Consider the following 14,157-nt stretch of genomic DNA (forward strand, 5'->3'; position numbering starts at 1 on the left):
CCACGTGGCCCGCCACACCACGCCCAACCAGCAGCCCGAGCAGCAGGAGGACGAGCAGACGGAGGCCCTCGCCAAGGCCGCGGCCGCCGTCACCCGCAAGACCATGTTCCGCTACCGCCACGCCATCGCCCCACACGCCACCGCCCTCGGCGTGTGGGGCGCAGGCATGGCCCTGCACCTCGCAGACGTGCCCGCCTGGCAGGTCCTCGCCGGAGAGGCAGCCGCCTACGCCGCGGCGGCGACGGTCCGCGCTCTCATACCTGCGACGCGCAAGCCTCTCGCGTTCCGCTGGTGGCAGGCCGGCGCGGGCCTGTGGCTGCCCGCGGCCGACGTGCTCGGCCCGTTCGGGGCGATGCAGAGCCTGTACTTCGCGACCGCCGGTCTGTGGACGGTGCCGTACGTGTGGCGCAACCGCGACTACATCGTCCGGCCGGAGAAGAAGCGCCGCGAGCTGGAGGCGGCGCAGGCCAAGGAGCTGGAGGCGGCCGACCCGATCGTGATCCGCTGGGGTCAGAAGACGGCGGGCAAGAAGGGCGCACTCCCCGACTCCAAGCTGGCAAACCGCGAGGAGTTCGTGCGCGGCGGCGCCGAAGGGACGCGCTACCGGATCGTCCTGGACGGGCACACGACCGAGGACGCCATGCTGGCGCGCAAGCGGATCTGCTCCGACTTCGGGGTGGCCATCAACTTCGTGCACGTGGAGGAGCCGGACGACGGCGCGCAGAACGCCGCCACGGTGACGTTCCTCAAGAGGTTGGCCGTCGTCGAGCCGGAGCTGTGGACCGAGCCGCTTCTCGACCTGGAGACCGGGATCCTGCCGGTCGGCCCGTTCGAGGACGGCTGGGGAGACGCCGCGTTGCAGGTGTGGGAGCCCGGTAGCGGCCCGCTGCCGGTCGGGATCTTCGGCGCGATGAGGACGGGCAAGAGCTCCATTCTGAAGATCGCCGCAGCCGAGTTCGCCCGCACCGAAGGCCGGATCGTGCTGGACTACCTCGACCCGCAGGACGGGCAGAGCTGCCCGTCGCTGCTGCCGTACGTGCCGCACGCCCTCGGCATCGACGCCATCCGTCAGCGGCTGTACGCCTACCAGGCAGAGATGCAGCGGCGCCGCGCGCTGCTGTCACAGATCGAATGGACCGACGAAGACGGGATCACCCAGCGCGGAGTGCAGTCGTACGACCACCCAGGCGTGCACGGCATGCCGATGCTGGTCATCGCCATCGACGAATTCCACTTGATCGCGCGGCACGAGGACCTGGCCACGATCGTGCACGACATCCTCGCCGAGGGGTCGAAGTGCGGCATGACGGTGTGGACGCTCGACCAGAACGTGTACGTGGCCGGCATGGGCGGCGGCGACATCCTCGCCCTGGTCATGTCGGGCAACGTCGTGGTGCTGCGAGTCAGCGATCGCCGGATCGCGTCGGCCACGTTCGGGGAGCGGATGACCGCGTACCCGCACCTGATCAAGATTCATTTCCCAGGCACGCAGAAGAAGACGAAGGGCTGCGGCTACCTGCTGGGCGCCACCGACCGGCCAGTGATGATGCGCGCCCGCCACATCCCGAAGATGAGCGCAGTCATGCGCGGGATGCCTGCGATGACGGTGAATCTGCCGAAGGTCGCACTGCCGGACGACGCCGCGCCAGCCCGGAGCAAGGGCGGCAAAGGACGCCGCTCGCCCGCCATCGCATCAGCCGACGTCGTCGACCTCGACGCGCCCGCACAGATGCCGAGCCTCACGCCGTCCGACGTCGCCGCGGCGCAGGAGAAGGTGCTGTCGCTGCTGGCCGACGCCAGCGAGGGATTGACGGGGGCGGAGCTGACGGTGCGCTCGGGGCTGACGCTGCCGGTGGCGTTCCGGGTGGCCGCGTCGCTGGTTGAGCAGGGCCAGGCGCGGATGGTCGATGGCCGCTATGTGGAGATGCGGAGGGCGTCATGAACGTATTACTGCGGGGCGCTTTGGTGGCGGTGTGGCTGGCCTGGTCGCAGCTCCTTGGCGTGCTCGCCGGCGTGTCCGACCGGGACTCGATGATCGTCGTGCCCGCCGTGGTGCTGGTGGCGGCCTGCCTCGTGCCGCTGGTCGGCGTGGGCGCAAGACCGTATGCGGTTGCGCTGACGCTTACGGCTGCATGGCTGCTGGCTGTCGCTACGTGGGGGTTGGTCAGCGCCAGCATCCTGCTCGTCACGGCGTGCGTGGCGCTGCCCGTGATCGCAGACTCCAGCGTCGCGACAAAACGACAAAAGGGACGTGTGACGTCGTGAGCTGGACAAACAGCATATGAGCGCTATGGTGTCCCTGTTGCAACAGTTGCGAACGAGTGCCACAAGATGCAACATCTCACGCCACGCAGCACCACGAATCGCAGCTCGCGCGCCCCCTCGTCCCCGACGGTTTCAGACCGCACCCATCACCAACGCACGACACGCGCCGCACCAGTCACCTGGAGGAACCCTCTTGAAGATCCGCATCATCGGCCTACCTGACGAAGTCACCCAGGCCGCCGACCTCATCGCCTGCACGTTCGACGTCATCGAGATCTCTGCTCCGCTGCCCTGTCGAGGCAACACCCGCAACGTGCGCATCTACACCGAGGTACGGCTTCCGCAGCCTGCCAAGTAGCGCGACGGCCCCGGGCAAGCCGGCAAGCACCACCCGGGGCCGCACCCCTACCGCCTTGAACGAATAGGAGTGGCTCCATCATGGCCGCATCCACCCGCCGTAACCAACCTGCCAAGACCCGTGACACCTCGGCAACGCCTGCGACCGAGGCGAATCACGCCGAAGACGTGTGGCTCACCGTCCCCGAGATCATGAGAACGCTCAAGATCAAGCGGCGGACCTGGCAGCACTGGCGGACCCGAAACCGCACGCCCAAGATGCACCGGCTCCCCAATGGCGAGTTCCGCATCCACCAGAACGACTACCAGACGTGGCTCGCCGAGCTCGAGGTGAGCGCGTGAAGTCCTACCGGGTCAAGTTCTGGAAGACCCGGCGCACCCCCGCCAAGAAGCCGAAGTACCAGGTGCGCTGGGTCGTAGAAGACGAAGAACAGTGCAGCACGCACGGCACGTCGGAGCAGGCCGAGAACTTCCTGTCTGAACTCCGCCAGGCGGCCCGCAAGGGCGAGTGGTTTGACACTGTCACTGGCCTGCCCGAATCCATGCTCAAGGCCAAGAAGTCGCGCACCTGGCTCGCGTTTGCCCGGGACTACGTGAACAAGCGCTGGCCCCACCAGGCTGCCACGTCCCGGGAAGGACTCGTTGAAACCATGGTCGCGGTGACGCTCGCTCTGACCGGCGACCAGAAAGGCCGCCCCGACGACAAACTGCTGCGCCAGGTGCTCCAACAGCACGTCTTCCTGCCTGAGGATCGCCAGTCCAAGCCTGACGAGCGGTCCGCCGCCGCGGCGCTGCGCTGGCTGGAGACGGCGTCGCTGCCGATGACGGAGCTGAACGAGGCCCGCCACGCTCGCGCAGCTCTGGAGGCATTATCCGTATGTCTGGACGGCACCGCAGCCGCGAACTCGACGTTCCGGCGCAAGCGGATGGTGTTCCACCATGCCCTGGAGTATGCCTTCGAACTTGGCGAGGTCAGCGCGAATCCGCTCGATCGCGTCAAGTGGAAGCCTGCGAAGACGAACAACGGGGTGGATCGGCGTGTGGTCGTCAACCCCCAGCAGGCGCGCACGCTCCTGGCCGCCGTGGCCCTGGTTGGGCGTACGCGCGGGCCGATGTTGGCGGCGATGTTCGCGTGCATGTACTTCGGCGGCCTGCGCCCGGCCGAGGCGCAAGGGCTACGTAAGACGGACTGCGTCCTGCCAGCCGAAGGGTGGGGACAGGTGACACCAACGAAGACTCGACCACAGAGCAACAGCCGGTACACCAACTCCGGCCGTTTCTACGATGTCCGAGGTCTCAAGCACCGCGAGGAGAAGGAAGACCGCCCGGTGCCGATCCCACCAGAGCTGGTCGCCATCCTCCGAACGCACATCGAGACCTTCGGCACCGCTACTGACGGCCGGCTGTTTTTCACCCGCGGCGGCGGCACGTTCTCCGGTTCGGCCTACGCGAAGGTCTGGCAGGAGGCAAGGAAGCTCGCGCTCACCCCGGACCAGATTGATTCTCCGCTGGCGGGCCGCCCCTACGACCTGAGGCACGCCGCAGTGTCGCTGTGGCTCAACGCCGGCGTGCACGCGCCCGAGGTCGCCGAGCGGGCCGGGCACAGCGTGGACGTGCTTCTGAAGATCTACGCCAAGTGCATCGACGGCCAGCGCGAAGTCGCCAATCAACGTATCGAGAACGCATTGGACGGTTCATGACTCACAACCCGGCCTATGGACTATTCGCGGCATGACCAACGCCACCACGCTCCCCATTGCGCCCTCCGCCGCAGGTCGGAGGGTCTTTTCTCGCCCAAAGCGACTTTCCACTTCTAATCCGACGGTCGCAGGTTCGAATCCTGCAGGGCGCGCAACCGAGACCAGGCAATCTGCGGGTTGACCTGGTCTTTTGCATGATCGGTGGTCTTGGCTCGTAGGCAGCGGGGAGGCGGCCCAAAGCAGCCCTGTGCCACTGGTCGCGGAACATACGCGGAATGCTGGCAGCCCCGTTTTCCCAGGTGGGCGCGGCGGTTTCGAGGCCCGGAACGGCGAAAGGACCCCGAGGTTTCCCGGGGTCCTGCCGTGGGTTGTGGGTCACGCCGCGAGCGCGTCCAGGATGCGCCGGTTGGCGACTTCCCGTTGGCCGTCGATGCACTTGGCATAGACGCGGAGCATCACGTCCACGCCGTGTCCCGCTCGTTCGGCGGCTTCCGGGGCGTGCACGCCCGCGTTGAGCCAGAGTGAGACGGCCGCGTGCCGAAGATCGTACGGCCTACCCGCCAGGGGAGAGGCTGCCTGGTCGGGCGTGAGGGCGTACGTCCGAGCTTCCTGCCAGACCTTGGCGTAGGCGGATCCGGAGATCACGCCGCCCGTGCGGGTGCGGAAGAGCCGGCCGTCCTCGCCGGCCCCGAACGATGCGATGTGATCGCGGAGGATGGCCACCAGTTCGGGCGGGATATTCGTGACCAGCATCGTCGGCGGGGTCGATCGACCGCGGCATCAAGAGCATGATGGCCGGCGCAACAGGCCTGAAGAGGTCGGGTACAGGCAGTCGGCGCAGGTCGTGATAGTACTGAGGACTGGACAGGCCATCCAGCGAACGGCTTGGCGAACCGGGCGGCGTCGCTCATGTGGGCCTTGGCCAGGGACTTGGCCACCCGGGCCACGTCGCCTCGAATGCAGGAACCCCGCGGGACGCGATCAGGGTCGCGCTGACCGCCGACCCGGCGGAAGGGCTCCGGCCATGCTCACCTGCTCTCCTACCGGCTTTCCTCGCGATGGCTGGAGCCCAGGTCCGCGTAGAAGCGGATCAGTTCGGGCGCGTCCACCGCGCTGGGATCCACGACCCGTTCGGCAGGCATACCTTGCAGGAGGCGTTTGACGGGGAGTTCGAGCTTCTTTCCTGTGCGGGTGTGCGGGATGCCGGGCACCACGATGACGTCGTCGGGAACATGCCGCGGTGACAGCTGGGTGCGGATGGTGTGGCGGATCTTCTCGCGCAGGCTCTCGACGAGTTCGACGCCGTCGGCCGGCTTCACGAACAGCGGCATCCAGTATCCGCCGTCCGGCTCCTCAGCGCCGATGACCAGTGCTTCCGCGATTTCCGGCAGCTTCTCCACCACTTCGTGGATGTCGGCGCTGCCGAGCCGGACGCCGTTGCGGTTGAGTGTGGAGTCCGATCGGCCGTGTACCACGATCGAGCCGTACGAACTGAACGTGATGCTGTCGCCATGTCTCCATACGCCTGGATAAGTGGAGAAGTAGGCGTCGTGATATCGGCTGCCGTCCGGGTCGTTCCAGAACGACACGGGCATGGACGGCATGGGGCGCGTGACCACCAGTTCGCCGGCCTGGTCGAGCACCGGTCGGCCGTCATCGTCGAAGGCGGCCAGAGCGACGCCGAGGTGCGGAGCGGAGATCTCGCCGGCCCTGACCGGCACGATCGGGGCGCCGCCCGCGAATCCCGAGACGATGTCGGTACCGCCGCTGACGGAGGAGAGTTGGATGTGCGCGCCGACGTGGTCACGCACCCACGGATAGGCGGACCCTGGCAGCGGCGAGCCGGTCGAGCCGATCACCCTGAGCGCTGAGAGATCGTACTCGGCTGGTTCGACGCCCATCTTCGCGCACGCCAGCAGATACTGGGGACTGGTGCCGAAGTGGGTGATGCGATGCCGCGCGGCAAGCTCCCACAGGAAGCCGGGTGTCGGATACAGCGGGCTGCCGTCGAAAGTGCAGACCGTGGCGCCGGTGAGCAGGCCGGAAACGACGAGGTTCCACATCATCCAGTTTGTCGTGGTGTACCAGCTGAGCCGGTCTTCGGGCCCCAGGTCGAACTGCAGGGCGACGGTCTTGAGGTGCTCGAGCAGGACGCCGCCGTGTCCGTGCACGATCCCCTTGGGCAAGCCGGTCGTGCCCGAGGAGAAGACGATCCACAAGGGGTGGTCGAAAGGCAGCGGTTCGCACTGTGGTTCCTCCGCGCGGCCGGCGGCATCCGCCCAGGTCACGGTCGTGTCGTCGCCCGGCCAGGGGAAGCCGACGTGGTCGACGATCAGTGTCGCCCGCAACGTCGGCAACGCCTTGCGCAGTTCTTGGACGGCGTCGCGGCGATCGTGCACCACGCCGTTGAAGCGATATCCGTCGGCTGCGACCAGGATGGCCGGCTCCAGTTGAACGAATCGGTCGGCTGCTGCGTTCGGCGCATAGTCCTGTCCGCAGACCGACCAGACGGCTCCGATGCTGGCAGCGGCGAGAAAGGCGCTCACTGCGTGTGGTGTGTTGGGCAGGTAACCTACAACCCGATCTCCCCGCCGCACGCCCAGATCGCGGAGTGTCGCGGCGACGGAGCCGACCTGTGCTCGCAATTGAGCCCAGTCGAGTTCGGCGGCGGTGCCGTTCTCGTCGAGGGCGATGATCGCCGGAGTTCCGGGGCGCACGTTGCGCAGAACGTGATCCACATAGTTCAGGCTGGAGCCGGTGAACCAGCGCGCCCCCGGCATGCCTTCGCCGGACAGGACCTGCTGGTAAGGCGTGGCCGAGCGGATCTCGAAGTAGTCCCAGACGGCGGCCCAGAACGCCTCCAGTTCCGCCACGGACCATTTCCACAGTTCGGTGTAGTCCCCGGCGTCGACTCCGCGGTGCTCGGTCAGCCAGCGCATGAAATCTTTGATCTTGTACGGGTGATGCGGCTCAGGCGTCCACATGAGCGGGGGCTTCGCCGCCTCGGCAGAGGGTTCGATCATGGTGCTTCCTTGGTGAGGGCCGCGATCCGGAGTCGTGTGCTCTCGATCAGCGATTCGCGTGCGAGATGTCTATCTGTGGTTTGCGGCGGGTGAACAGGTAGCAGAACGCCGCCGCCGGGATGTACATGAGCACTCCGTAGACGGCCGGAGGCAGAGCGATATCGGGGTCTTGGAGCAGGCCGGCGACGGTAAGGGCGATCGTGGCGTTGTGGATGCCGATCTCGAAGGCCGAGGCGATCGCCTGAGGACGGTCGATGCGCACCAGCCTGGGCGTCCAGTAGCCGAGGGTGAGACTGATGGTGCTGAGCAGGAGTGCAACGGTGCCGATGGAGGCGAAATGGTCGAGCAGCATCTCGGGGCTTCCGGCCAGTGCGCCGATGATGACCAGTGCCAGAATGGCGGCGGAAGCGGCTTTGAGCGGACGTTGGGTCTTCTCCGCGAAGCCGGGGTGGCGTTGGTTCACCCACATGCCGACCGCTACCGGGATCAGCACGACCATGAAGACTTGCAGTGTCTTCATGGGCTGGAGCCCGACGTTGCTCGCCTCGTCGGCCATGAAGAAGGACACTGAGAGATCAACCCAGATCGGCAGAGTGATCAGGGCGATGACCGAGTTGATCGCGGTCAGGGTGACGTTCAGGGCCACGTTGCCGCCGGCGAGATGGCTGAAGAGGTTCGCGACCGTCCCACCGGGAGAGGCCGCGAGCAGCATCATGCCGACGGCCAGCGGAGGAGCCAGATCGAAGATGAGAACGAGGCCGAAACAGATCGCAGGGAGCAGGAGGACTTGCAGGGCGAGCGCCACGAGCGCGGCTTTGGGGACTTCCCATACCCGTCTGAAGTCCTGCACGGTGAGTGTCATGCCGAGTCCCAGCATGACAATGGCGAGCGCCACAGGGAGAAAGATCGCTACACCGGCTGTGTTCATGCCAGTTCCTTAGAGAAGCGAGCGAGAGCCGACCCACGCCGTCCCGGAAAGGAGCCGCGTTGGAACCGTGAAGCGTCAGGTCGTCACAACGGGGAGGTCGCACGCGGACAGGGGAAATGCGGTCGGCAGGTCAGCTCCACTGCCATCCGGCCTCGCCGGCCGGGCGGGACGCGGCCGGCGTCTTAAGAAGCACGATGCCCCGCAGGCGGGCTCGGTCGATGAGTGGTCGTAGTCCTTCGAACCGATCGCCGGTGCCCGATCAGGCCGGCTTGTCACCAGAGGGCAGGTAGATGCTGCGCTTGGGCGCCTTCATCAGTTCGTGTACGAGCGGCGCGAAGTGCTCCAGAGGCAGTGTGTCGTAGCCGGGGTCGAACGACGGTTGATCGAATTCGTGGCAGAACTCAGCGGTGTAGTCGAAGTGCTCGTGGCCGCGGAACTTCTCCCTCAGGTTCGGGTCGAGGCCGAGATGGTGGAAGAAGTAGTAACCCTGAAAGACGTCATGATGGCTCACCATCCAGTGGTTGCGCTCGTCGACGAAGGGTTTGAGGATCGCCGAGGCGACGTCGGCGTGGTTGAACGATCCGAGAGTGTCACCGATGTCGTGGATCAGGGCGCACAGCACATACTCGTCGTCCTTGTTCGCGCGATAGGCACGGGTCGCCGTCTGCAGGCAGTGGGTCAGCCGGTCCACCGCGAAGCCCCCGTAGTCCCCGCCGAGGAGCCGCAGGTGCGCCAGGATCCGCGACGGCAGTCGCGGCATGTAGTTCATCGCCTCGGCCACGATGATCTGGTAGTCCTCCGCCGTGGACTCGGTCATCGCGTGGAAGGTCGCGCGTGAAGGGGCTTGATTGCCCGATTGGCTCATCTCGGTCTCCACGTCAGTCGAACAGGTCCTGGTCGGACACGAGGATCTGATCCCACAACGGACGGAACTGGAACCAACCGGCCAAGGGGGTGCCGATCTGCTCACGCACCGTGAGCGCGGTCTCGCGGTCGATGAGCTTCGGGGTGCCGGCCGCCATGGCCAGAAGTTGTGCCTGGCAGGAGCGCTCCATGGTGACGAACCACCAGGCGGCCTCGGCCACGGACTGCCCGACCGTCAGCAGCCCATGGTTCTGCAGCACCGCCGCCTTCGCCGGTCCGAGCGCCTTGCTGATGCGCCTGCCCTCTTCGACGTCGTTGGCCACACCGCCGAAGTCGTCGTAGATGGCGTGATCCTCAAAAAAGGCGCAGGCGTCCTGGATGATCGGGTCCAACCGGACGCCGAGGCTCGCGAAGGCTTTGCCGTACAGCGAGTGCGCGTGTGCCGCGGCGACCGTGTCGGGCCGGGCGGCGTGCACCTGGGAGTGGATGACGAACGCCGCGCGGTTGACCGGCCGGGTGCCGTGCAGGACGTTGCCCTCGTGGTCGACCAGGATCAGGTCGGAGACCTTGATCTGGGAGAAGCTCATTCCGAACGGGTTGACCCAGAAGGCCTCTGGGTTGCCCGGATCGCGTGCGGTGATGTGGCCGGCGACGCCTTCGGAGAAGCCGAACCTGCCGAAGATTCGGAAGGCGGCGGCCAGTTCGCGCTTGCGATGCAGACGCTCCTCTTCGATGGTCAGGCCTTGTGGCGGCAGGGGAAGGTTGAGTTGCCCTCCCGCCGACGTCACGCCGACGGCGGCGGTCTCGGCGCCGCTCATCGTCTCGGTAACGCTCATGTTGTTCCTCCTGGCCGAAACGGCATACAGACATGTATCCGATACGTTCATGTATCGGATACATGTCTGTATCATGGAGGCCGCGAGAAGAGCGTGTCAACGGGTAGGAGAAGGCAGATGCCGCGAGGACCGACACAACGCCGTCCGCGCACCAGGGCCCGGCTGCTGGAGGCGGCGTTCGCCGTTTTCGCCGACCGCGGCTTCCACGGCACCTCCATCGAGGACATCTGCAACCACGCAGGCTTCACCCGTGGCGCGTTCTATTCGAACTTCACCACCAAGGACGAGCTGTTCCTGGCTCTGTTCGACGCGCATACGGAGCGGGTCCTGGAGCGTCTCCGCGCCATCGATCCACCGGAGAGCGACGGGGACGTCTTCGCCAACGTGATCTCGGCCGCCACTCAGCCCAGCGACGACGAACGGCGCTGGTATCTGATCACAACCGAGTTCACCCTGTACGCCATCCGGAATCCCGATGCCGCCCGCGCACTCGCGGTGCATGAGAACCGGCTCCGCGAAGCCGTCGCGAAACTCCTTGGCGACCTGTGCACCGAACTGGGCGTCGAACCGTCCACAGACCTGGATGACCTGGCACGCCTCGTCATCGCAGTGATCGAAGGCGCCCGCGCGCAAAGCTACGTCCAACCCGACGAGCTGCCGCCGGGCCGGCTGGAAAGGACCTTCCTGCCGCCGATCCTGCATGCCTTCACCAGATCGGTGCGCTGAGCCGCTTCCGGAAACTCCGCGCCCGCGGGCGGCCGAAGTCCGAACGTGCCCGGCCCGGGTCGGCCGATGACCAGACCAAGCGGGTCGGGCCACGTTGCCCGGTGCTGTCATATCGTGCCGCAGCACGCCGAAATCAGGCGGTCCACCAGCGATACAGCCCGTGCCGCGTGGCCGCGAGCGACGAAGACTTCACGATGCTGTTCACCAGTGCAATACGCCTCATCATGATCCGCTAGCACCCGGCGCGGCACCTGCCGTGTTGTGGTTGATGGAGGCATGGCTTGCGCGATGCCGAACGGCTCGCCCGCTCAATCGTCCGCCTCGCCGTCCTCGCTCGTGGTAGCGCAAATACGGAATGGGGCATCCGCGGTCGGAAAGGGCTCGGATTGCTCGTGGCGGGTCTGAACGGAGGGCATGACGCTCCTAAAGGCAGGTCGGACAGCGGCCTGCCCGTGGGGCGCCAGAGGGACCGTTCGGGCGTGCGAGCACGCGCCGAGCACAGCGGCGTCATCTCTACCTGTGGTCTGGAGCGCGGAATCATTTTGCGCAGCCACGATGCAATGATCAGGAGGGTGTCCGCCGTGCTCTGTGCGTGCTCGTACGCCCCGTCACGCGTCGTCAGGGCCCGGCACCGCTTGACACGCAATGTGCGCGGAGGTGGTATGAACTACCGTCAAATGACACTCCGCGACACTAAAGGATCTTGCTTCTAATCCGACGGTCGCAGGTTCGAATCCTGCAGGGCGCGCTTTGATCATGTTCTGACCTGCGGCAACGCGGGATCGGATGCGTTCCAGAATTTTCTTCTGGTGGTTGCGTGCTCCGTGCGTGCTCGCGTGCACCAACCCTGCACACATCATGATCCATTCGGTATCTCCGGCTGCTGCAGGAAGAGCAGCGGCCCCGCCTCGCCGGGAGAAGGCGGTGAGTGCGGGGCCGGATGCTTAATCCGACTGTCGGCCTCTCAGCCTCGCAGTGAGATGAGCTTCCCGGGCTTAGCCTGGTCTTCGTCACCGAAGAGCAGGGCGGCGGTCTTCTCGGCCGCGGCCGTGGCGACCTGCGGGTAGACGGAGGTGTAGGTGTCGGCGGTGAAGGCACTGGAGGTGTGGGCCAGCGTTTCCTGCACCACCTTCATCTCCACCCCGGCCGCCAGCATCAGCGAGGCCGCGCCATGGCGGAGGTCATGCAAACGGATGGGCGGTAGCCCGGCCAGGTAGGCGAGCCAGAGGAATTGGTCGGAGACGTGCTGCGGATGCAGGCGGCTGCCGTCGGGCTGAGACGAATCCGGTGTCGGTCCATGCCTGGCCCATGGTCAGGCGTTCCTGGAGTTGCTGTTGTCGGTGGGTGCGCAGAATCTGGGCGGTGTCGGTGTCCAGGGCGATGGTCCGTACTGAGGCGTCGGTCTTCGGGGTGCCTTCGTGGACCTGCCGGGCCAGTTGGACGAGCTGCCAGTTTACGGTCAGGGTGTGGCCGTCGAGGTTGACCTCCTTCCAGCGCAGCCCGCAGACCTCGCCCCGGCGCAGGCCACGCAGAGTGATGAGCCGGTACAGGGCGAACAACCGATGCCGCTGGGCTTCCTCAAGGAAGAGGCGGGTGTGCGCGGGCGTCCAGACCATGACGGGGGAGGGGCGGGGCACGCTGGTGTAGGCGTTGATCGGGTCGACCCTGCGCTTGCCGAAAATTCCATCCGTACAGTTCAAGCCGCATGCGAGTACTCGTAGGGGACTCCGCCGAGCCGGTCTCGTCGGCATATGTTCAGGTCGGTGATTGGCTCGGGGTCCGTGAGCGGATCGGGGACGGCGCGCAGCGGGGCCGCTTGGGCCAGGGCTTGATGGGCGCGGTGCTGGTTGCAGAACCGTTCGTACTCGCGCAGGGCATGCCGCAGGTGGCGTTCGTTGCACAGGAGGCACCGGTCGAGGAGTTCTCGGCGCGGACCCGGCTGGCCGCGGCCGGTTTCTTTCCGCGGCCTGCCGCGCGGATACGGCCTGGCGACGCGGATCGTCGGCGCCGACTTCGGCAAGCTGTTCACTGCGGATCTGGGGGAGGAGGTGACGGCCGAGCAGGGCACGCTGGTGTCGGAGGTGCGCAGCGTCTGGGCCGAGCCGGGCGCCGACGGCACGTTCTACGGCTCGCCGTACGAGTATGACATCGTGCAGTTCGTCCGCGGGCGGTTCCTCACCGGCTACCGCCACACCGTGCGCCCCGGCGAGCTGGCGACCGTGGTCAACCGCAACCACGACGTGACCCCGGATAAGCAGCAGGGCTACATGCACAACTTCGGTTTCCCGCCCGAGGGCGGCAGCGCGATGTCGGGACCGATCAGGTATGACGTGCCCAGCACCCGGACCATCTACTACAGCGCGAAGGGCGTGGTCTGGGACAACCGGTGGGAGACGAGCGGAGCGCGCCAGACGCAGTTCTGGTACGACGACACCACCTGGCAGCCGGGCAGGAAATACGTGGTCGACTGGCAACGCGGACCTGCCGGGCCGAAGTTCAACCCGCGCACGTACGTCGCCCGAGCCGGGAACACCATCATGTTGAACATCCCGCCGTTCGGCGACGACTCCGGGCACACCGGCTACTCGCTGCTCGACGGCGGCCGGGTCGGGTTCTACCGCGACGGCGTCCAGCTGGCCGAGATACCGAAGTACTTCTACGACGCCAGCGGGCCGGTGCCGTCGGCTGAGAGCACCTATCGGCTGGAGTACAGCGTCGACCGTACGACCGGCTTCAACGCCTCCACCAAGATCAGCGGTGCGTGGACGTTCAAGTCCGGTGAGGTGGGCACGGACAAGTGGACGTACCTGCCCCTGGCGTCGTTCTCCTTCACGCCGCAGGTCGACCTGGCCAACAGCGCACCGGCCGGCCGGCCGTTCATGGTGCCGGTGAGCCTGAAGGCTCAGCCGGGCTCGGCCGCCTCGCGGACGCGGCGGGTCAGTGTCGAGGTCTCCTACGACGAGGGCGCGACGTGGCGGAAGGCGGCCCTGATCCCGACCGGAACGGACACGTGGCTGGCCACGCTGAACCACCCGGACAAGGGGTCGGTGTCCGTGCGCGCGCACGCGGAGCGGGCCGACGGCGGCACCGTCGACTACACCGTCATCCGCGCCTACAACCTGCGATGACGCCCGGCGGGCCTCGGGCACGTTGCCCGAGGTCCGCCGTAGTACGTAAACCATCCGATGTCCTCCACCGCGGCGGCCAGCAGAATGAGGGCGTCACCGTTGAATGAACACTCAGGATGCGCCCTATCGTCAGGAAACCCGCAGCCGCAGCGCGGCGAAAGTGTTCGTGACGGTCAGGTAGGCCAGGCGAAGGAGCACGGCCGATCATCATGCCGCCCGCGTTTCCGTCTCCTGGTGGCCGGAGCTCGCGCATGCCACGCAAAGCTTCGCAGGGTTATGACCTGGGCGGATGTAATTATCGGCAGGCGCAACCACTCACCGTGCCCGCTT

Annotated in this window: 14 protein-coding genes; 7 read left to right on the plus strand and 7 right to left on the minus strand. The window is 66.5% G+C overall.

What is annotated here, in order from left to right; translation table 11 throughout:
• Positions 1-4: 4 nt before the first annotated feature.
• From ABN273_RS16325 to ABN273_RS16345, 5 genes are all read left to right on the plus strand, one after another.
• Positions 5-1,942, plus strand: coding sequence for a helix-turn-helix domain-containing protein (locus ABN273_RS16325; protein WP_349449680.1), 1,938 nt, complete (start codon positions 5-7; stop codon positions 1,940-1,942).
• Positions 1,939-2,265, plus strand: coding sequence for a hypothetical protein (locus tag ABN273_RS16330; protein ID WP_349449681.1), 327 nt, complete (start codon positions 1,939-1,941; stop codon positions 2,263-2,265). Before ABN273_RS16325 ends, ABN273_RS16330 begins: the two co-directional genes overlap by 4 nt.
• 193 nt (positions 2,266-2,458) lie before the next feature.
• Positions 2,459-2,623 (plus strand): hypothetical protein, encoded by a 165-nt coding sequence (locus tag ABN273_RS16335; protein ID WP_349449682.1) that lies wholly within the window; start codon positions 2,459-2,461, stop codon positions 2,621-2,623.
• Between the two features lie 80 nt (positions 2,624-2,703).
• Positions 2,704-2,964 carry a helix-turn-helix transcriptional regulator gene (locus tag ABN273_RS16340; RefSeq protein ID WP_349449683.1) on the plus strand — a complete coding sequence of 87 codons (261 nt, stop codon included), beginning with the start codon at positions 2,704-2,706 and terminating at the stop codon, positions 2,962-2,964.
• Positions 2,961-4,322 (plus strand): tyrosine-type recombinase/integrase, encoded by a 1,362-nt coding sequence (locus ABN273_RS16345; RefSeq protein WP_349449684.1) that lies wholly within the window; start codon positions 2,961-2,963, stop codon positions 4,320-4,322. The genes ABN273_RS16340 and ABN273_RS16345 overlap by 4 nt, the downstream gene beginning before the upstream one ends.
• Before the next feature lie 375 nt (positions 4,323-4,697).
• On the opposite strand, the gene ABN273_RS16350 is transcribed toward ABN273_RS16345, so the two are convergent.
• The 5 genes from ABN273_RS16350 to ABN273_RS16370 all read right to left on the minus strand — a co-directional run bounded on the left by ABN273_RS16350 (position 4,698) and on the right by ABN273_RS16370 (position 9,973).
• Positions 4,698-5,075, minus strand: coding sequence for a site-specific integrase (locus tag ABN273_RS16350; RefSeq protein WP_349449685.1), 378 nt, complete (start codon positions 5,073-5,075; stop codon positions 4,698-4,700).
• A 287-nt stretch (positions 5,076-5,362) separates the two neighbouring features.
• Complete coding sequence (locus ABN273_RS16355) at positions 5,363-7,345, minus strand: acetoacetate--CoA ligase (RefSeq protein ID WP_349449686.1); 1,983 nt, start codon at positions 7,343-7,345, stop codon at positions 5,363-5,365.
• A 46-nt stretch (positions 7,346-7,391) separates the two neighbouring features.
• Complete coding sequence (locus tag ABN273_RS16360) at positions 7,392-8,273, minus strand: bile acid:sodium symporter family protein (RefSeq protein ID WP_349449688.1); 882 nt, start codon at positions 8,271-8,273, stop codon at positions 7,392-7,394.
• A 259-nt stretch (positions 8,274-8,532) separates the two neighbouring features.
• A complete protein-coding gene (locus ABN273_RS16365; protein WP_349449689.1) occupies positions 8,533-9,090 on the minus strand; it encodes an HD domain-containing protein in 558 nt (185 codons plus the stop codon).
• 61 nt (positions 9,091-9,151) lie between these two features.
• Complete coding sequence (locus ABN273_RS16370; protein WP_349449690.1) at positions 9,152-9,973, minus strand: class II aldolase/adducin family protein; 822 nt, start codon at positions 9,971-9,973, stop codon at positions 9,152-9,154.
• 117 nt (positions 9,974-10,090) lie between these two features.
• Here ABN273_RS16370 and ABN273_RS16375 point away from each other — a divergent pair, with 117 nt between their 5' ends.
• The gene (locus tag ABN273_RS16375) at positions 10,091-10,699 is read left to right on the plus strand and encodes a TetR/AcrR family transcriptional regulator (protein ID WP_349449691.1); all 609 of its coding nucleotides are present in this window, start codon (positions 10,091-10,093) and stop codon (positions 10,697-10,699) included.
• A 964-nt stretch (positions 10,700-11,663) separates the two neighbouring features.
• Here ABN273_RS16375 and ABN273_RS16380 read toward each other — a convergent pair.
• Both ABN273_RS16380 and ABN273_RS16385 read right to left on the minus strand, forming a co-directional pair.
• Positions 11,664-11,957 (minus strand): tyrosine-type recombinase/integrase, encoded by a 294-nt coding sequence (locus ABN273_RS16380; protein WP_349449797.1) that lies wholly within the window; start codon positions 11,955-11,957, stop codon positions 11,664-11,666.
• Complete coding sequence (locus tag ABN273_RS16385) at positions 11,881-12,399, minus strand: site-specific integrase (RefSeq protein ID WP_349449692.1); 519 nt, start codon at positions 12,397-12,399, stop codon at positions 11,881-11,883. The genes ABN273_RS16380 and ABN273_RS16385 overlap by 77 nt, the downstream gene beginning before the upstream one ends.
• Before the next feature lie 195 nt (positions 12,400-12,594).
• Here ABN273_RS16385 and ABN273_RS16390 point away from each other — a divergent pair, with 195 nt between their 5' ends.
• Positions 12,595-13,827, plus strand: a complete 1,233-nt coding sequence (locus tag ABN273_RS16390) for a molybdopterin-binding protein (protein ID WP_349449693.1) — start codon at positions 12,595-12,597, stop codon at positions 13,825-13,827.
• Positions 13,828-14,157 lie beyond the last annotated feature (330 nt).

Origin of the sequence: Nonomuraea sp. B19D2, from assembly GCF_040137845.1 — a bacterium.
Lineage (GTDB): Bacteria > Actinomycetota > Actinomycetes > Streptosporangiales > Streptosporangiaceae > Nonomuraea.

What these genes read in the sequence shown, in the direction of transcription:
- ABN273_RS16330 (WP_349449681.1), top strand. Translation starts at nt 1,939, where the DNA reads ATGAACGTATTACTGCGGGGCGCTTTGGTGGCGGTGTGGCTGGCCTGG.
- ABN273_RS16340 (WP_349449683.1), top strand. Translation starts at nt 2,704, where the DNA reads ATGGCCGCATCCACCCGCCGTAACCAACCTGCCAAGACCCGTGACACC.
- ABN273_RS16350 (WP_349449685.1), bottom strand. Translation starts at nt 5,075, where the DNA reads ATGCTGGTCACGAATATCCCGCCCGAACTGGTGGCCATCCTCCGCGAT.
- ABN273_RS16355 (WP_349449686.1), bottom strand. Translation starts at nt 7,345, where the DNA reads ATGATCGAACCCTCTGCCGAGGCGGCGAAGCCCCCGCTCATGTGGACG.
- ABN273_RS16360 (WP_349449688.1), bottom strand. Translation starts at nt 8,273, where the DNA reads ATGAACACAGCCGGTGTAGCGATCTTTCTCCCTGTGGCGCTCGCCATT.
- ABN273_RS16365 (WP_349449689.1), bottom strand. Translation starts at nt 9,090, where the DNA reads ATGACCGAGTCCACGGCGGAGGACTACCAGATCATCGTGGCCGAGGCG.
- ABN273_RS16370 (WP_349449690.1), bottom strand. Translation starts at nt 9,973, where the DNA reads ATGAGCGTTACCGAGACGATGAGCGGCGCCGAGACCGCCGCCGTCGGC.
- ABN273_RS16375 (WP_349449691.1), top strand. Translation starts at nt 10,091, where the DNA reads ATGCCGCGAGGACCGACACAACGCCGTCCGCGCACCAGGGCCCGGCTG.